Origin of the sequence: Xanthomonas sp. NCPPB 2586 (assembly GCF_041475775.2) — a bacterium.
Classification (GTDB): domain Bacteria; phylum Pseudomonadota; class Gammaproteobacteria; order Xanthomonadales; family Xanthomonadaceae; genus Xanthomonas; species Xanthomonas campestris.
In genome coordinates this window covers 1,806,435-1,823,781 of the sequence record NZ_CM192981.1, presented here as the reverse complement: position 1 = coordinate 1,823,781, position 17,347 = coordinate 1,806,435, and the positions used below count along the sequence as shown (strand labels likewise).

Sequence of the window (17,347 nt, the reverse complement as noted above, 5' to 3'; positions counted from 1 at the left end):
TTTTTTGAACGTAACGAACCTTTCACCAAGGCATCATCCCGCATCGACAGCAGAATTGTGATTCCCGCGTGACGAACGACGAACAGCTCAACCCTGGCGCCGCACCGCATCCGCCCCGGAAACCGCTCCGCCTGTTGTGCGCCACCGCGCTCTGGCTCGCAGCACTTCCCGCCCTGGCACAGACCGCCCCAATCCCCTCTTCCGTTCCGCCTGCGACCGCATCTGAAAGCGCCGTCGCCGCTGAGAAAGCCGCCACCCGCAGCCGCGCCGATGCCGCTGCCACTGCAACGCTGGCCGCCCTGCTTCCGCACCTGGCTGCCAACGACGCCATTCCCCTGATGGACCGCTCGGCGATGTTCGCTGGCGACCTCAGCCGCCTGCTCGCCAACTACGACGTCTCGCAGAGCGCCGCCAACGCGGCACAGAACGCCGTGGCCGACAGCAAGGTCCAGGTGATCCTGCAGCGCGCAATGGCCCTGCTGGGCACGCCGTACGTCTGGGGTGGCGAGTCCACCGAAGGCTTCGATTGCAGCGGCCTGGTCGGTTACGTGTTCAAGACTGCGCTGGGCATCGAACTGCCGCGCGTCTCCCGTGATATCGCCCGCGATGAAACCGCCGAACTGATCAAGGACCCGCACGCGCTCAAGGCCGGCGACCTGGTGTTCTTCGGCCGCCGCGGCCGCATCGATCATGTCGGCCTAGTGGTCGGCGACGGCAAGTTCCTGCACGCGCCGAGCCGCGGCAAGGACGTGCGCGTGGATTCGCTGGCCAGCGGCTACTGGAGCGAAAAGTTCATCCAGGCGCGTCGCGTGCTCTGATTGCCCGACCGGCTGCATAAACACGGAAAGCCGCGGCCTTGCCGCGGTTTTTTTTCGCCCCGCCGACGTTTGCGCACGACCCAGGGCTCGACTTGGAAGGCCCAGGGAAGTTGGTCAGCGACGTAACGCTAGCTGGGCTGCGCTTGTGCGCGGGATGATTGGACACGGCCAAGTCATCCGCGCAGCGCATGCCTACAAAGCAACAGCCTGACCCATCGGCAAAGCCCTCGTTCACGCATCTGCGTTGTCTGAGCGCATACCGAAGGCCTTGGCGCGAGAAGCGCTGGCTCCTCGACACCTGCAAGGGACTCCGGCCAGGGTCGATACAGTGCACTCGTGATGCCCCGCACCGCCCTGTGGGCTGCAGGCTTGCTGCTTCCAAGAACGCAGCCGCACGGGTAAGGCAGCCACGCACCCGACCAAGCAATGCCGTGGCGATTACCCGCCAGGGTGCATAGGCCACGATGTTGGCCCAAGCGATGTACTGCGGCCGTGGTGTAAGACGCTCTGGATCCGTACCGGCTAGGCCTGCGCCCGCACCCGACAACGGACCCAGACAGCACTGAGGTGTCCACGCTGTATGGAATCCAGATCCTGGACCAGTCTCTGGAATTAGTCGCGACGAAAGTAGTCGGCGGCGCACATGAGAAGAGCGGCCACACCACCGCATCCCCCTGATTTTATTGTCTCTCAGGCCATCGCCTGTCTTGTACAGCACGCTTGGCACGGGTTCTGCTTAGGTCACTCCGAACGCGGCATTTCGCCTCTATCGGAGCAGGGCCTTGCTATCCACTTTCATACACACACCACTGTTTGAATTGCTCGCGCGATTCTGTATCGACATCGCAGCCGTGCTCGTGCTGATCTTCGGCATGTATTACCGGCGCCATCAGGACAAAGAACTCGTCACCGCCGCGGCGCTCTTCAACATCTTTGTCTTCGCCGTCCTCACCATCTTGTCGAGCGTCGAATTCAGTGTCGCTGCAGGCTTCGGGCTGTTCGCGATTCTCGCTTTGTTTACATTGCGATCCGAGCCGATCACCAAGATCGAGATCACCTACTTCTTCGGCAGTGTGGCGGTCGCGGTGATCTGCTCCGTGCAAGGCACCACGCTTCCGCTCATTGCTGCAACGGTGGTGCTGGTCTTGCTGGGCGCCTATGTCTTCGACCACCCGCGGATCGTGCATTCGGTCGAGAACATCAAGATCACGTTCGATCAGATCCACGCTCACGCACTTTCCGACCCCAAGGTGATGAACGCCAACATTGCCGAGCGCCTTGGCGTTGAGGTGGTGACCTATGAAGTCCGCGCCATTGATTACCTCAATGACACGGTCAGCATGCGCGTCTTTTATCGCAAACGTTGAGGAGGCCACCATGCACAGGCACATCAACAGCGCCGCACTTTCATACCGGTTCGCATCACCCATACCGGTGATCACCCCGGCAAACGCCATACAGTACAACCCACAAGGCGACGGCGGCGACACGGCCCTCCCTGATGTCAGCCAGGGTGGCGACTTTCGCGCCATTGGTCTGGCACGGCTCAACGAAACTGCGTCGATGCTGGTGCGACGCGATAACAAATATGTCGTGCATCAGCATCGCCTCGCGCCTGCCTGGCCGGAGCTGGCAAGGCAATTCGACATGCTGGAGATCGATGGCAAGCGCGACTTCCGCTACGACACCTGCTACTTCGACGACCCCGCCCACACCAGCTACTTCGATCACCACCGTGGCAGGCGCCAGCGCTGCAAGATCCGGATGCGTAACTATGTCGACGCACAGCTGTGCTTTGCGGAAATCAAACTGAAAGGAAAACGCGGACAGACTGAAAAGCAGCGGATTGCCTGCGCGCCAGACCAGTACGGCCGCCTTGATCCACAGACAGAGGCACGGATTCGTGCAGCCTACCGCGACCTCTACGCGCGCGAGCTCACACAAACGCTCGAGCCGATCGTATCGATGCGCTATCGCAGGATGACGCTGGTTGCCAAGGAAGGCGGCGAACGGATGACCATCGACCGCAGCATGGTGTTCATGGACGGGACCGGAACCTATCGCGTTGGCGAAGAATTGGTGATCGTCGAAACCAAATCGGGCAACGCCAATGGCATTGCCGACAAGATTCTCCGCGCCCTGCACCAGCACCCCACCAACAGTGCCTCCAAGTACTGCGTCAGCCTGGCTGCGCTGCGCAAGGTCTCCAAGTACAACAAGCTGCTACCGGCACTGCGCAAGCTTGACGCGGTGCCAACGCGCGATACACCGCCGACATGACCGCATAGCCGCCCGCCAGGCAAGTGCCTGCCCAACAAGCCTCTACTCTTCGAAAGGTTTTGCGCATGCATCCTAAAACACTGCTGGCCATCATCCTGGCCGCCGGGGCCTTTTTGACTGCGTGCAATCAGGACGCAGATGTGGCGACCGGTCATGCTGAGCGAGTACATCCGCAACCCGGCCCGATGCAAGCCGCATCCACCCGTTTCACATTTCCTCCCACAGCGATGGTTGGCGACATTCATCTGACCGAGCTTTCCGGCCTGGCCTGGGATGCCGACGAAGAGCTGCTGTACGCGGTCTCCGACACGGGCTACGTGTTTCACTTCCGTCTCACGCTCGATGGCGATGCGATCGCCGACATCCAGCCAATTCGCGCTGCGCCCCTGGCGGACCCGCACCTTGCAGGTGGCACGCCCGAGGCATTCAACGCAGAGGGATTGACGCTGGTGAATGCCACAAACGGCATCCCTGGCGATACAGAGCTCATTGCGTCGCTGGAAGGCACTCTGCCCAAGATTGTCCGCTTCAGTCCAGATGGCACGGTGCTGGGCAATCTGCCCGTGCCACCACCAGCCGACGACCTCAACAACTATCGCAAAAAGGGACGCGGCCTGGAATCGTTGGCTATCCATCCAGCGCATGGCCTGATCACTGCGCCCGAGTCTCCACTGTTGCAGCAACCGCAGGATCAACACGCACTTTACGCAATTGGCGGGCATTGGTCCTTCGTGCGCCAAGCGCCAGACAGCCGGCTTAAGGGAATGGACGTCCTGCCCGATGGCTCGCTGCTTGTTCTTGAGCGAAGCCGACAAGGAGCGAAGGACGCGCTGTCGGCGAGCGTGCGCCGCGTGGACCTTTCCAACTGCACGAGAGACCAACAATGTGCGAGCCAGACGATTATCGTGCTGCCGGTCGGGCCGGACAATATTGAGGGCATGACGTTGCTGGATGCGCGGCATGTTCTGCTCGCAAGCGACAACGGCGGACTGGTCACTCACGGCACGACCTTTGTGCTGCTCACACGGCCATGAGCATGGATCGTACGGAGCTCGTGCACCCATGAAAACCACTCTACTGGTCGCACTCATGGCCTGCCTGGGCGCCATGTCGGAGGCTGCGGCAGTGGAGGTCACGGTTGGCGGGCGACTGCACCTGGACTATGCGCGGTACAACGCCGATGTCAGGCAGCTGGACAATGGCATGCTGCTGCGGCGCGCTCGCCTGGATATGGACGGCAAGCTCACCAGTGACTGGTCGTTTGAACTGGCGTACGACTTCGCCAATGTCTATGCGCTGACAAACACCGGCACCGTCAAGGACGGCGACTTCAAGGAAGGCTTCACCGACATCACGTTGCACTACGACGGCTGGAAGCAGGCCGATCTCAACGTTGGCCAAACCAAGGTGCCGTTCGGGCTGGAGGAATTGAACAGTTCGAATGCCATCAGCTTCATTGAGCGCGCCTTGTCGACCGACGCGTTCGCTCCGTCCCGGCGGCTCGGCGCGGAAGTGAGCAGAAACCGCGATCACTACTCGGTATCTGTGATGGGGTTCGGCTCCTCGTTCGGTGGTCGCGAACGTGGACGCGGCCTTGCTGCGCGCGCGACTGTCACACCGATTTATGCAGGCGGCGGCAACACCGTACTGCATCTTGGTATTGCTGCGGTGGTCGAGCGCCCTACCGGTGAGGTCAAGTTCACTGCGCGTCCGGAATCTCGTGCACTGGACGTCAGATTCTTGAATACGGGCGATCTGGTCGACGTCACCCACGTGGGCAGGCTCGGGCTGGAAGCTGCGGCGAAATCCGGCCCACTCTCCTTACAGGCAGAGTGGATGCAGACCGCGATCAAACGCAAAGGCATCGGCACGGATGCAACGCTGGAAGGCTGGTATGTGATGGGGAGTTGGGTGCTCACAGGCGAGTCGCGTCAGTACAGCAGCGGCAGATTCAAAGGTGTCCCCGTCCAACGGCCGGGCGGTGCCTGGGAAGTGACCGCGCGGTACAGCCATCTGGATCTGGACAACGCGCACGTACGGGGCGGCGAAGAAGACAATCTCACCCTGGGCGTGAACTACTACGCCAGCAAGCACCTGCGTATCATGCTCAACTACATCGACGTGCACAGCGAACGTCGGGGCAAGGCAGACAGCCCGCAGATTCTGTTGATGCGTGCGCAGCTGGCGTTTTAAGCCCGTACCGCGCAGCCCACCGTGGAGGCAACCTTGGCAAGAACCCGAATACTCATTGTCGATGACGAGGACAGCATTCGTTTTGGCATGCGAGACTTCCTGGAGTCGCGGGGCTATGGCGTTGTAGATGCTGACAGTTGCCAACGCGCGCGCGAACTCTTTCAAGCTTCGCCACCAGATGTTGCGGTCATTGATTACCGTCTGCATGACGGCAGCGCCATCGACCTGCTCCGTGACTTTCGGCAAATCGATGCAGATGTGCCGATGATTGTCTTGACGGCGTATGGGTCGATCGACCTGGCAGTGCAAGCCGTCAAGGAGGGCGCAGAGCAGTTCTTGACCAAGCCCATCGAAATGCCTGCGCTGCATGTGATCCTCAAGCGCCTGCTGGCCACACGACGGCTGCAGCGACAGCAGCAGGTGGTAGCGACCCGTGACAGGCGGGAGCGGGTCAACCCACTGTCTGGCGGCAGCCCTGCAATCCGGGACCTGGCTGAGCAGGCGAGCAAAGTAATGCACACCGACAGCCCGATCCTCATCCTGGGCGAAACCGGCACGGGCAAGAGCCTGCTCGCCAAATGGCTGCACCATCATGGCATGCGCGCAGACGAGGCCTTCGTTGATCTCAATTGCGCGGGCCTGTCGCCCGACTTTCTGGAGACGGAACTATTCGGCCACGAGAAAGGCGCATTTACAGGTGCGACCGCGAGCAAGCAGGGAATGCTCGAGATCGCCGATGGCGGCACCGTCTTCCTCGATGAGATCGGTGATGTCGACCCCCGCGTCCAACCCAAACTGCTCAAGGTGCTGGAGGAAAAGCGCTTCCGTCGTCTGGGCGCAGTACGGGAACGCGAAGTCGACATCCGGCTGATTGCGGCCACGCATCATGATCTTGCCAGCAAGGTGAAAGAAGGCACATTTCGGAGTGATCTGTACTTCCGCATCAGCAGCATTCCATTGACGATGCCTGCGTTGCGTGATCGCAAGGAAGATATCGTGCCGCTTGCACGCAGGCTCCTCGCACGCTCGTTGGCCGACCCCAGCCGTACGCCGCAGTTGACCGATGACGCCGCGCTGGCGCTGCGCGAGTATGCGTGGCCCGGCAATATCCGTGAGCTCCGTAATGTGCTTGAGCGCGCAGCATTGCTCTGCAATGACAACACCATCACCCGGCGCGACCTTCGCTTTGAGTCGACATCGGCACAGGATGCACACGCAGGCGATCTCAATCTCACCTTGCAACAGATTGAACGGCAACACATCAAGCGCGTCCTGCACGACGTGGGCGGCAAGGTCGAGCAGGCCTCGCTGCGGCTCGGCGTTCCACGCAGTACGCTTTACCAGAAGATCAAGTTGCATGGGATTGCGGCAGCGCCGGGTGATCCTGACTGATCCGGCTCACGCTGTCCTATGGCGCATCAGCACGGCAATGCCACCCGACGGGAGCAGGAGCGCCACATGGTCAAGGCAAGAATCTATGCGGGCATCACGGTCATCGTTCTTTTCGGCGTGATGTCGATGCTATACGTGTACCGCGGCCTGGCTGATGTCGTGGGCCATCTGACAAGGCTGGAGCAGGTCGATGCGCCTTTCAGCATTGCAGCGCTCGAGATGGAAAAAAATGTTGGCGAATATGCCTTCGGCGTACTGCAGTACGTCGCACAGCCGTTGCCGGATGTGCGCGCAGAAACCTCTAACGACAGCGCAGACTTTTCCCAGTACCACGCGAACTACATGCAGTTGAGTAGCACCAGGCGGGAAATCGAATTGGGTCGTCACCTGGCAAGGGACTTCGACAATCTCACACGGATCGGCGCCACCTTGATGGATAAACGCGACGGTCTTGATGTCACGTTCGAGAAGGTCAACGGGCTACTGGGAGACATCGATGCCCTCGTCAACCAGCAGATCCTGCACGTGGCCCCCACGCCCGAACCGATGCGACGCCGAACCCTTGCCGCACTTGCCAACGTGGAAGCAGAGGCGGCAAAGCTGGGCTTCTGGCTGTCCGCCTATGAGCGTCGGCCAACAGCACTGACGACGCGCCAGTTACTGGAGAGAGCCGCCAAGCTCGATCGGGCAATTGCAGGGTATCGCCAGCTGCCGTTGCAGGCACGGGAGCGTCGCCTAGCCAGTGAGGTGGAAGCCTTGCACGTGCAGGTCAAGCGCGGAGTGGACGCACTGCTGACCGGCGAAGATGCCATGACCGCGCTTGCCAGCGACTTTGTTCGATTACAAAACCACATGGACGATGTCTCCGATGAAGAGATAGAGCCGCTTGCGGCGAAGGGGTTGACCGCGCCACAGAAAGAGGCAGACCGCATCGCGGTACGGGTACTGAACATGCTGGGCTATGCAATCCCGCTGTATCTGATCGTCGCGCTACTGGTTGGCGCGCTGCTGATTCTGTCGATCGTCAGACCGTTACGAAAGCTGGCATCGGGAACCAAAGCCATCGGCGCGGGCGACCTTCACTACCGTATCGTCGAACGAGGTAAAGACGAGTTCGATGACCTCGCACGGCAGTTCAACCTGATGGTGACGCGGCTACAAGAGAGCACGGTCTCCAAGGCACTGTTGGAGGAAAGCGAGCAGAAACTGAAGTTGACGGTCACCGACTTGCGGCAGGAAATTGCGGAACGCGAGCGCTCCGAGCGCGAACGCGGAAAGCTGCAGGCCGAACTGCGACGCAGCGAGGCGATGGCGGCGGTCGGTGCCTTGATGGCAGGCGTCGCCCATGAGGTGCGCAACCCACTGTTCGGCATCTCATCGACCCTGGATGCAATGGAGGCGACTTTCAACACAGGCCGAAGTGGCGGGAGGCATCAGGAAGTGCTGCGCCGCGAGGTCCGCAGGCTCAACAAGCTGATGACCGATCTCCTTGAGTACGGCAGGCCTCCAACAGAGGAATTCAGCTCCGGGCGGCTGGGCAACGTCATCGCCGAAGCGACGCGCATCTGCGCCCCAATTGCCGACGCCGGGAACGTTGTGATCGACAATCAGGCTGACTCCTATGACGGCGTGCTGCTGCTCAATCACGCGCGGATGCTGCAGGTATTCGTCAATTTGATCGAAAACGCCGTGCAGCATGCGCCGGCCGGTAGCCGCGTCGTTATCACCGCCCGAACGCTCGATGAGAATGGGCGCGCATCGGTCGAGTGTCGCGTGCAGGACGCGGGCAGCGGCTTCGCGCCTGACGACCTGCCGCTCATCTTCGACCCGTTTTTCACAAGGCGACGGAAGGGAACGGGCTTGGGCCTGGCCATCGTTCAGCGCATCGTCGAGGAGCACAAGGGCACGATCGCTGGTCACAACAGCCCCGAGGGCGGGGCCGTGATGGTCATGCGTTTACCCTTCATGGGCTGACCAATCTTCAGCAGAAGAGCGGCTCTATATCACCCTCCGCGGGGGGGGGGGGGGGGGGCTTGCCCCTCCCCGGCGCAGCGAGAGATAAGTGCACGCGCCACTCATGCGCAGCGCAGAAATATCAGAGAGGTGACGCGAGGCCGCATAACCACCGCTGGTCAGCGTCCGCTATCAGCCTGGTAATGCGCCATCGTGTCTTCGATGCCCTTGCTCAGTTCCATCACCTTGAGCGCGTATTCGGCCAGGCGTTGGTCTTCTGGTGTGGACGGCCGCCATGACGGCACTTCCACCGGGGTGACGCCGTCTGGATCCATCGCCACGAACACGATGATGCAGTGGGTGCACAGCCGCGAGTCGCCGCCCATCGGGCTGCGCGCGCGTACGTCGATGGCGAAATGCATGCTGCTGCGGCCGGTGTAGACCAGCTTGGCCGACACTGCGACCAGATCGCCAATGCGCACCGGCGCCACGAAGCGGATGCCACCCACCGCCACGGTGACGCAGTAATGCCCGCTCCAGCCACTGGCCGCCGCAAAACCCACCTGGTCGATCCACTTCATGACCACCCCGCCGTGCACCTTGCCGCCAAAGTTGACGTCGCTGGGCTCAGCAAGGAAACGAAATGTCAGATCACGTTGTTGGCCAATCACCGGGGTCTCTCGCCAAAGGATGAGCTTGAAGTGTGACATGTGCGTGCGCGCAGGCGGGCATCGTGTGGCGTTCAATGCGCCGCGTCCCCGCCTGGATTCCGCTGAGTGGCATCGACCGCAAGCTGCGTCTCCACGTACCAGAAGGCCAGCGCATTGCGAGCGAATCCGTCATTCCTCCAGCAGGAGGCTGGACAAAGACCACTTGCAACGACGAATGCCCGCCGCGGATGCCTTTCCCGTTCTCGCCACCACGCAGGATCGATAGGCGCCTGCACATGCACGCACACGCGAAACTCCTTACGCTCCGCATTCCGGCACAGGCGTGCCTGCTGCAGGACGCACCGCGATGCCCGAACGGCACATCCACGACCTCCTGCAGACACGCCAGCGCCTGGAACGCGACGGCTGGCCACGGCTGCAGATGAGCGCCATCGTGATGATCACCGCCAGTGGCGGGCTGCTGAGCTCGCACCTGCTGCGCAATGGCGGCATCGACGCGATGGTGCTGCGCTATCCGCTGGCCACCCTCGCCGCCTATGGCCTGTTCTTGCTACTGATGTGGGCCTGGGTGCGTTGGCGCAACGACATGGATGACGCGTACGAGGAGCTGCTGGATCACAGCATCGACCTCGACGGCGGTAGCACACCAACAACGCCCGGCTGGACCAGCGGTGGCGGCTCCAGTGGTGCGGGCCGTTCCGGCACAGGGGGCGCACGAGTCAGCTCGGGGCTTTCGGAGGGCGATGTACTTCCGGACCTCATCGATGGCGATGCGGGATTGCCTGTCCTGGCAATCGTGGCGCTACTGGCTGCGTCCGTAGCCGCCTTGGTGGCTGCTGTCTGGGTGGTGTGGTCGGCACCGGTGCTGATGGCCGAACTTCTGGTGGACGCGGCGCTGGCCGGCGGGCTGTACCGGCGGATGCGCGGCATCCAGGCCCAGGGCTGGTGGTGGCTGTGCGTCCGCCACACGATCTGGCCGCTGCTGGGCGTGCTCGTCTTCTTCATCGTGGTGGGCGCGGTTGCCCAGCACCAGGCCCGGGGGCCACCACGCTGATGGAGGCCCTGCGAGCCCACTGACCCCGATCGATTGCCTGACCGTCAGTTGTCCTGCTTGCGCAGACACAACCACGGAAAATGCGGCTGCCGCCGTTTGAACAGGCGCCCCAGCCGCGTGCCCGCGCGCCGGGGGTCGAACAACCACTGCACGGTGAAGCCGTCGAAGCTGGCGTAGGTGTGCTGATGATAGTGCGCAGCCAGCGCCGGGCATCCCAGGTCGGTGAAGTAACGCAAGCTGCGTGCGGCGCTTTCCCGGCCGCGTTGCGGCGTGGCGTACAGGGGGCTGTCGAGGATGTGCAGCTCGCCACCTTCGCGCAGACAACCGAGCAGGCGGCTGACGAGCGCGGCGGGATCGCTGAAATACTGCACACAGGCGGGCAACACGATCACATCGAATACATCGCGCGGCAGCACCAGCGTGTGGATGTCGGCAGCGACGAATGTCAGCCGCGCGTCATGGCCGAAGACGCGCGCGGCCTGGGTCAATTCGGTGCGGTTGACGTCGACACCGCAGACCTCGCGCTGCAGGGACTGCGCAAGCAGATGCGACAACCAGCCATTGCCGCAGCCCAGTTCGAGAATGGCGCCATGCCCGGTGTGCGCTTGTAGATGCTGCACCAGCAGGCTGCTGGACAGCGCGCGCACCTGCCATTCAAGCGTATTGCCCAGCGCGCCACCGGGGCGCGGCAGGCTGCGCACCTGCGCGTCGGTGTACAGCCGGCCTTCCTTGCGCCGGATCTGCAGGTACTGCTGCTCGAACGGATCGTCGGGCAGGCCGTCCTGCACCAGCACACCGTCGATGACATGCAACGGGGCAAGCGCCTGCAATTGCCCGCGCACGGTGCGAAACCCGTCTTCCATCACCGGCTCAGCGCAGCGGCGCGGCGCGATCGGTGGGCGGATCCTCAAGCCCCACATTGGTGGACGCAGACTCGTAGATCGTCTTGTCCAGCAGACCGGTCTCCTTGGCCACCAGCACCGGCACCAGCATCTGCCCGGTGACGTTGGTCATGGTGCGCATCATGTCGAGGATCCGGTCGATGGCGTACAGATAGCCGATCACTTCCAGCGGCAGGTTGGCGGCGCTAAGCACCACCGTGGCCATCACCACCGCGGTGCCCGGCACGCCAGCGGTACCGAAGCTGCCCAGCACCGAGGCGATCAGCACCACGAAATACTGGTTGGCGGTCAACGGCACGCCGGTGTATTGCGCGATGAACACGGCGCACAACGCCGGGAAGATCGCGCCACAGCCGTCCATCTTGATGCTCGCGCCCAGCGGCACGGCGAAGGCGGCGTAGTCCTTGTTCACGCCGAGGTTGTGGGTGATCGAGCGCATCGCCACTGGCATCGCGGCGAAGCTTGACGAGCTCACGAACGCCACTTGCATGCCAGGCGCCGCACCGCGGAAGAACTTCCACGGGTTCAGCCCGTGCAGCAGCAACAGGCTGCTGTAGACCACCACGATGTGAAGCGCGCAGGCCACATACAGCGCCAGCACGAAATTGCCGAACGGCAGCAGCTTCGCAAAGCCGTAGCTGCCCACCAGGCCCGCAATCAGGCCGAAGGTGCCCAGCGGGGTCATCTCCAGCACGAAGCGGGTGACCTGAATCATGATGTCGCTCATCTGCCCGGTGAGCTTGCGTGCCTCGGCCACGCGGTCACCCAGCTTGACCATCGCAAAGCCGAGCAGCGCGGCAAAGAAGATCACCGGCAGGATCGAGCCACGCCCGGCGGCCAGCACGGTTTCGCCGGCGGCATTGGTCTTGGTGCCGATCCCGGTCAGCGCGTAGAACGGGTTGGAGGGCACCACATCCAGCAGCACCTTGATCGGGCTGGGCACATCGCGCGGCTTCCACGCCGAGTCCACGCTCAGGCTGAAATGGCCGGCGCCGGGCTGCATGATCGTGCCCACCGCCAGGCCCACGCCCACTGCCAGTGCGGCGGTGATGACGAACCACAGGAAGGTGCGCCCGCCCAAGGCCGCAACGGATTTTTGCCCGTGCAAGGACGAGATCGCGTTGATCACCGCAAAGAACACCAGCGGCACCGCGATCATCTTGATCAGGGTGACGTACAGATCGCCCAGCGGCCCAAACCACACCTCGGCGGCCGGGCCCATGGCTGCGCCCGCGATCGCGCCCAGCACGAAGCCGGCCACCACGCGTTGCCAGAACGGAATGCGCAACCAGGCCGAGACCAATGTCATGCGTGAAATCATCCGGGGGGAGTGCATGCACCTTATCGCAGGGCCGCCCTGCCCGCGAGGCCACGACTGGAACAGCGGCGTGTCATCAGTGCGACGGATGCATCCCGGCATAATGGGCATTGATTCAGTCACGAGTTCGATGCCGATGCGTTACCGCCTGCCTGCCCTCGCCGCCCTGACCACGCTATGCGTGGCCGCCTGCGCTTCCACTGCCGGATCCACCACCGCGGCGCCCGCCTCGGTCAAGGTGGACGTGCCACCGGTAACGCATCCGGCCGGCGAAACTCCGCAATGGTGGTACCGCTCCGGCGCCGCACGTGCGGCCGGCAACGGCGCGATGGCCGGCAAGGCACGCAACGTGATCCTGTTCCTGGGCGATGGCATGAGCCTGACCACGGTGGCCGCCGCACGCATCCTGGACGGTCAGCGCAAGGGCGGCCCGGGCGAAGAGAATTTGCTGTCGTGGGAGCAATTCCCCGCCACCGCCTTCAGCAAGACCTACAACACCGATTCGCAGACCCCCGACTCGGCCGGCACCATGACCGCGATCACCACCGGGGTGAAGTCGCACATGGGCGCGATCGGGGTCAGCAGCGGCAACCGCAGCGACTGTGCCGACAGCCTGGGCAAGGGCCTGCTGAGCTGGCTGCAACTGGCCGACAGCGCCGGCATGGCCACTGGCGTCGTTACCACCACCCGTCTGACCCACGCCACGCCGGCGGCGACCTACGCGCATTCACCGGAGCGCAACTGGGAAAACGACACCGACCTGCCCGAGGCCGCCCGCACCGCCGGCTGCCAGGACATCGCCCAGCAATTGCTCTCCACTGCACGCTTCGGGCGTGGCCCGCAGGTGGTGCTCGGCGGCGGCCGCAGCCAGTTCCAGACCGTGCAGGAGCGCGACCCCGAGTACGACGACAAGGTCGGCCTGCGCCTGGACGGGCGCGACCTGGTGGCCGAGTGGAAGCAGTCCCACCCGCAAGGCGCCTACGTGTGGAACCAACAGCAATTGCAGGCCGCCGCTGGCGCACCGGCGCTGCTGGGCCTGTTCGAGCCCGATCACATGCAGTTCGACCATGACCGCAACCGCACGCCGCAAGGCGAGCCCAGCCTGACCGAGATGACCCGCACCGCGATCCAGTCGCTGTCGCGCGACCCGAACGGTTTTGTGCTGATGGTCGAAGGCGGCCGTATCGATCACGCCAACCACGCCGGCAATGCCTACCGCGCGCTGGATGAAACGGTCTCGCTGTCGGATGCGGTGCGCACCGCCGTGCAGACGGCGCCGCCGGACACGCTGATCATCGTCACCGCCGACCATTCGCACACGCTCAACTTCGTGGGCTACCCGGTGCGTGGCAACCCGATCCTGGGCAAGGTGCGCGGCACCGGCGGCGAAGAAGGCGACCGCACCCAGCTGGCCACCGATCTGGCCGGCCAGCCCTACACCACCCTCAGCTACGCCAATGGCCCCGGCCATACCGGCGCGACCAACGCACAGCCGGCCGGGCCGAAAAAGTATCCGCACGAGCCCAGCAGCAGCGAGCCGGCCCACGGCCGCCCCGACCTCACCCATGTTGATACCGAGGCGCCCAGCTACATGCAGGAATCGCTGGTACCGACCAAGTCCGAAAGCCACGGCGGCGAAGACGTCGGCATCTGGGCCACCGGCCCGGGCAGCGCGGCGTTCCGCGGCACGCTGGAAGAAAACGTGATCTACCACGTCATCGTCCAGGCCACCCCGCGTCTACGTGCGCGCCTGTGCAAGGCCGGCACCTGCGACAGCGCCGGGGTGCCGGTAAACCTGCCCGCACCCGCCACCTTCGAGCGCGCGACCCAGCGCTGATGGCCGAGCGCACCGCGCACAACCGATGCGGTGCGCGGCCCGCAGCGGTCGGCGTCGTGACGGGCGTGGCCTGACGTGGACGTGATGCAGGCAGCCGGGTTGATCCCCGCCACCCCACCGGCACCGGTGCTGGTGGCCTACAGCGGTGGCATGGATTCGGCCGTGTTGCTGCATGCCCTGGCCGCCACCCCCGGCTACCGCGAGGCCGGCCTGCGCGCCGTGCATGTCCACCATGGCCTGCATGCGGATGCTGACGCCTGGGCGCTGCACTGCCAACAGCAGTGCGCGGCCTTGGGAATTGCCCTGCACATCGTGCGCGTGCAGGTGGCACGCGACAGCGGCAGCGGGCTGGAAGCGGCCGCACGCGCCGCGCGGCATGCGGCCTTTGCAGCGAACCTGGAAGCGGGTGAGTGGCTGGCACTGGCGCATCACCGTGACGACCAGGCCGAGACCTTCCTGCTGCGCGCGCTGCGCGCTTCCGGCCCTGACGGACTGGCGGCGATGCGTCCGCAGCGCCCGTTCGGCCCGGGCACGCTGTGGCGGCCGTTGCTCGGCCACGCACGCGCCGATTTGGCGGCCTATGCGCAGGCGCATGCAGTGCGCTGGATCGACGACCCCAGCAATACCGATCCGCAGCACGACCGCAATTTCCTGCGCACACAGGTCCTGCCGGCGCTGCAGCAGCGCTGGCCGCTGGCGGCCGATGCACTGGCCCGCAGCGCGCAGCTGTGCGGCGATGCCAGCACCCTGCTGCACGACGACGACGTCAACCTGCTGCCCACCGTCTGCAACAGCGCCGGCGCCCTGGAGCTGCAGCCGTTGCGCAGCCATTCCCCCGCGCGCCGCGCACGCCTGTTGCGCGCCTGGGTGGCCGCCGCGCACGCGCCGCCGCTGCCGGCGCAAGGCGTGCACGCGCTTGAACGCGAGATCGCCACCGCGCAGCCGGATCGGCAGACCTGCTTTGCCTGGCAACAGACAGAAATTCGCCGCTGGCGCCAGCAGCTGTACCTGCTCAGTGCGCGCGCGACGTGGCCAGCGCAGTGGCAGGCCGAGTGGAACGGCGACAGCACACTGTTATTGCCCGACGGTGCGCAACTGCAACTGCGCGGCACGCCCGGACTGCGCTTCGAGCAGCCACTGCAGGTGCGCGCGCGCCAGGGGGGCGAGCGCATCGTGCTGCCGGGCCGGACCCATTCGCATCAACTCAAACATCTGCTGCAGCAATCAGACCTGCCGCCGTGGGAGCGCGCGCGCCTGCCCTTGTTGTGGGCCGGCGAGACATTGCTGGCCGCCGGTGATCAGATCGTGTCTGCCACGCTGGACCAGTGGTTGCGTGCGCACGCCGCGCGCCTGCACTGGCGCAGCGCTGCACCCGCGAATTGACCCGCCTGCGCGCGCGCCGCACACTTTGTCGATGGCCAAGAAGTCTTTGAACGAATCCTCCCCCGTCGCCCGCTTCGAACAGTCGCTGGAAGAACTCGAGCAACTGGTGCAGAAGATGGAAGTGGGCGAGATGAGCCTGGAGCAGTCGCTCACCGCCTACGAGCGCGGCATCGGGCTGTACCGCGATTGCCAGCAGGCGCTGGAACAGGCGGAACTGCGCGTGCGTCTGGTGACCGACCCCGCACGCCCCGAACAGGCAGAAGCATTCGAGCCGCCGTCGCTGGATGGCGGCTGAGTGAGCGCGGCGTTGTTTGAGCGCTGGGTTGCTCGCACCGAGCGGCAGCTGGATGCTTGCCTTCCCAGCCCCGCCCTCGCCCCGCAGCGTTTGCACGCGGCCATGCGCCACGCCGTGCTCGGTGGCGGCAAGCGCATGCGTCCGCTGCTGGTCTATGCAAGCGGCGCCTTGTTCGGCGCCGAAGAAGGCAGCCTGGATGCGCCAGCGGTGGCGGTGGAACTGATCCACGCGTATTCGCTGGTACACGATGACCTGCCGGCCATGGACGATGACGCGCTGCGTCGCGGCCGCCCCACGGTGCACATCGCCTTCGACGAAGCCACCGCGATCCTGGCCGGCGATGCCTTGCAGGCACGCGCATTCGAACTGCTGGCCGAGGCACCGGCAGACGCGGCACTGCGGGTGGGCTGGTTGCAGAGCCTGGCATCGGCCGCCGGTGCGGCCGGCATGTGTGGCGGGCAAGCGCTGGATATCGACGCCACCGGCCAAGTGCAGGCGCTGGACGCACTGCAGCGCATGCATGCGCTCAAGACCGGTGCGCTGATCCGTGCCGCGGTGCGCATGGGCGTGCTGACTGGCGGCGCGGGCGTTGCCGACCAGCAGCGCCTGGATGCGTTTGCCGACGCGCTGGGGCTCGCGTTCCAGGTGCGTGACGACATCCTGGATGTGGAATCAAGCTCCGCCCAGCTCGGCAAGACTGCCGGCAAGGATGCGGCGCAGTCCAAGTCCACCTACCCCGCCTTGCTGGGCATGGACGGCGCCAAGACCAAGCTGGCGGAACTGGCCAGCCACATGCACGAACTGTTGGAGCCCTACGGCGAACCCGGCGCTACCTTGGCCAGCCTCGGCCGCTTCGCGGTCGACCGCGCCCACTAGGCGGGGCTAACCAGGCCTCACGCGCGGCTGCCGAGCGCGTGTGATTGCGCGTGGATGCCGAGCATCTGCGGACTCCAACGCATCGCTCCGCACCACATCACCGCCCCGCCAGACGCCAACGCAATCACAGCGGCTGCCGCATGCATCGCCTCCCCGGTGTTCGCGTTACGCGACACGTTTGCGCATTCCGTGCGCCACCGCACGGTCGATCACGCGGGTCCATTCAGGCAACAGGCGCGCCTGGTCACAAAACGGCACATTGGTCGCCAGCGTTTGTGTCAGCCGGCGACACACAGGCACCACGATTCCATGATCGCCGGCACGCTTTATTGCTGAATTATCTACACCAGTGATGTATCCGGATGCATAACCCAT

General features: G+C 64.3%; 15 protein-coding genes and 1 pseudogene. 12 read left to right on the top strand and 4 right to left on the bottom strand.

Features of this window, described 5'->3' with window-relative positions; all coding sequences use genetic code 11:
* Positions 1–68 precede the first annotated feature (68 nt).
* The 7 genes from ACCQ09_RS07695 (at position 69) to ACCQ09_RS07665 (ending at position 8,657) form a co-directional block, all read left to right on the top strand.
* On the top strand, positions 69–818 hold the full coding sequence (locus tag ACCQ09_RS07695) for a C40 family peptidase (RefSeq protein WP_012437923.1): 750 nt from the start codon (positions 69–71) through the stop codon (positions 816–818).
* Between the two features lie 851 nt (positions 819–1,669).
* The gene (locus ACCQ09_RS07690) at positions 1,670–2,185 is read left to right on the top strand and encodes a DUF4956 domain-containing protein (RefSeq protein WP_011037716.1); all 516 of its coding nucleotides are present in this window, start codon (positions 1,670–1,672) and stop codon (positions 2,183–2,185) included.
* 10 nt (positions 2,186–2,195) lie between these two features.
* On the top strand, positions 2,196–3,098 hold the full coding sequence (locus ACCQ09_RS07685) for a polyphosphate polymerase domain-containing protein (protein WP_012437920.1): 903 nt from the start codon (positions 2,196–2,198) through the stop codon (positions 3,096–3,098).
* 65 nt (positions 3,099–3,163) lie between these two features.
* Positions 3,164–4,132, top strand: a complete 969-nt coding sequence (locus ACCQ09_RS07680) for an esterase-like activity of phytase family protein (RefSeq protein ID WP_223645829.1) — start codon at positions 3,164–3,166, stop codon at positions 4,130–4,132.
* Positions 4,133–4,160: 28 nt separating this feature from the next.
* Positions 4,161–5,291 (top strand): OprO/OprP family phosphate-selective porin, encoded by a 1,131-nt coding sequence (locus ACCQ09_RS07675; protein ID WP_228427943.1) that lies wholly within the window; start codon positions 4,161–4,163, stop codon positions 5,289–5,291.
* A gap of 33 nt (positions 5,292–5,324) precedes the next feature.
* Positions 5,325–6,683: a sigma-54-dependent transcriptional regulator gene (locus tag ACCQ09_RS07670; RefSeq protein ID WP_228427942.1), complete on the top strand. Its 1,359-nt coding sequence runs from the start codon at positions 5,325–5,327 to the stop codon at positions 6,681–6,683.
* Between the two features lie 66 nt (positions 6,684–6,749).
* The gene (locus ACCQ09_RS07665) at positions 6,750–8,657 is read left to right on the top strand and encodes a sensor histidine kinase (protein WP_228427941.1); all 1,908 of its coding nucleotides are present in this window, start codon (positions 6,750–6,752) and stop codon (positions 8,655–8,657) included.
* A gap of 158 nt (positions 8,658–8,815) precedes the next feature.
* Here ACCQ09_RS07665 and ACCQ09_RS07660 read toward each other — a convergent pair whose 3' ends face one another.
* Positions 8,816–9,307: an acyl-CoA thioesterase gene (locus tag ACCQ09_RS07660; protein WP_040942279.1), complete on the bottom strand. Its 492-nt coding sequence runs from the start codon at positions 9,305–9,307 to the stop codon at positions 8,816–8,818.
* 322 nt (positions 9,308–9,629) lie between these two features.
* On the opposite strand from ACCQ09_RS07660, the pseudogene ACCQ09_RS07655 reads away from it, so the two are divergent.
* Positions 9,630–10,384 (top strand): annotated as a pseudogene (locus tag ACCQ09_RS07655) (hypothetical protein).
* Positions 10,385–10,405: 21 nt separating this feature from the next.
* Here ACCQ09_RS07655 and ACCQ09_RS07650 read toward each other — a convergent pair.
* Together ACCQ09_RS07650 and ACCQ09_RS07645 are read right to left on the bottom strand one after the other, a co-directional pair.
* Positions 10,406–11,224: a class I SAM-dependent methyltransferase gene (locus ACCQ09_RS07650; RefSeq protein WP_184395833.1), complete on the bottom strand. Its 819-nt coding sequence runs from the start codon at positions 11,222–11,224 to the stop codon at positions 10,406–10,408.
* Between the two features lie 7 nt (positions 11,225–11,231).
* Positions 11,232–12,572: a dicarboxylate/amino acid:cation symporter gene (locus tag ACCQ09_RS07645; protein ID WP_011037726.1), complete on the bottom strand. Its 1,341-nt coding sequence runs from the start codon at positions 12,570–12,572 to the stop codon at positions 11,232–11,234.
* A gap of 139 nt (positions 12,573–12,711) precedes the next feature.
* Here ACCQ09_RS07645 and ACCQ09_RS07640 point away from each other — a divergent pair, with 139 nt between their 5' ends.
* From ACCQ09_RS07640 to ACCQ09_RS07625, 4 genes are all read left to right on the top strand, one after another.
* The gene (locus ACCQ09_RS07640) at positions 12,712–14,418 is read left to right on the top strand and encodes an alkaline phosphatase (protein ID WP_016944344.1); all 1,707 of its coding nucleotides are present in this window, start codon (positions 12,712–12,714) and stop codon (positions 14,416–14,418) included.
* Positions 14,419–14,502: 84 nt separating this feature from the next.
* On the top strand, positions 14,503–15,801 hold the full coding sequence (gene tilS, locus ACCQ09_RS07635; RefSeq protein WP_040942278.1) for a tRNA lysidine(34) synthetase TilS: 1,299 nt from the start codon (positions 14,503–14,505) through the stop codon (positions 15,799–15,801).
* Positions 15,802–15,832: 31 nt separating this feature from the next.
* Positions 15,833–16,096 carry an exodeoxyribonuclease VII small subunit gene (locus ACCQ09_RS07630; protein ID WP_011037729.1) on the top strand — a complete coding sequence of 88 codons (264 nt, stop codon included), beginning with the start codon at positions 15,833–15,835 and terminating at the stop codon, positions 16,094–16,096.
* Entirely contained in the window at positions 16,097–16,972 is an 876-nt protein-coding gene (locus tag ACCQ09_RS07625) for a polyprenyl synthetase family protein (RefSeq protein ID WP_076054633.1), read from the top strand.
* Between the two features lie 165 nt (positions 16,973–17,137).
* Here ACCQ09_RS07625 and ACCQ09_RS07620 read toward each other — a convergent pair whose 3' ends face one another.
* On the bottom strand, positions 17,138–17,347 hold the full coding sequence (locus tag ACCQ09_RS07620; protein WP_014508286.1) for a hypothetical protein: 210 nt from the start codon (positions 17,345–17,347) through the stop codon (positions 17,138–17,140).

What these genes read in the sequence shown, in the direction of transcription:
- ACCQ09_RS07685 (WP_012437920.1), top strand. Translation starts at nt 2,196, where the DNA reads ATGCACAGGCACATCAACAGCGCCGCACTTTCATACCGGTTCGCATCA.
- ACCQ09_RS07680 (WP_223645829.1), top strand. Translation starts at nt 3,164, where the DNA reads ATGCATCCTAAAACACTGCTGGCCATCATCCTGGCCGCCGGGGCCTTT.
- ACCQ09_RS07675 (WP_228427943.1), top strand. Translation starts at nt 4,161, where the DNA reads ATGAAAACCACTCTACTGGTCGCACTCATGGCCTGCCTGGGCGCCATG.
- ACCQ09_RS07665 (WP_228427941.1), top strand. Translation starts at nt 6,750, where the DNA reads ATGGTCAAGGCAAGAATCTATGCGGGCATCACGGTCATCGTTCTTTTC.
- ACCQ09_RS07650 (WP_184395833.1), bottom strand. Translation starts at nt 11,224, where the DNA reads ATGGAAGACGGGTTTCGCACCGTGCGCGGGCAATTGCAGGCGCTTGCC.
- ACCQ09_RS07645 (WP_011037726.1), bottom strand. Translation starts at nt 12,572, where the DNA reads ATGACATTGGTCTCGGCCTGGTTGCGCATTCCGTTCTGGCAACGCGTG.
- ACCQ09_RS07640 (WP_016944344.1), top strand. Translation starts at nt 12,712, where the DNA reads ATGCCGATGCGTTACCGCCTGCCTGCCCTCGCCGCCCTGACCACGCTA.
- tilS (WP_040942278.1), top strand. Translation starts at nt 14,503, where the DNA reads ATGCAGGCAGCCGGGTTGATCCCCGCCACCCCACCGGCACCGGTGCTG.
- ACCQ09_RS07630 (WP_011037729.1), top strand. Translation starts at nt 15,833, where the DNA reads ATGGCCAAGAAGTCTTTGAACGAATCCTCCCCCGTCGCCCGCTTCGAA.
- ACCQ09_RS07620 (WP_014508286.1), bottom strand. Translation starts at nt 17,347, where the DNA reads ATGGGTTATGCATCCGGATACATCACTGGTGTAGATAATTCAGCAATA.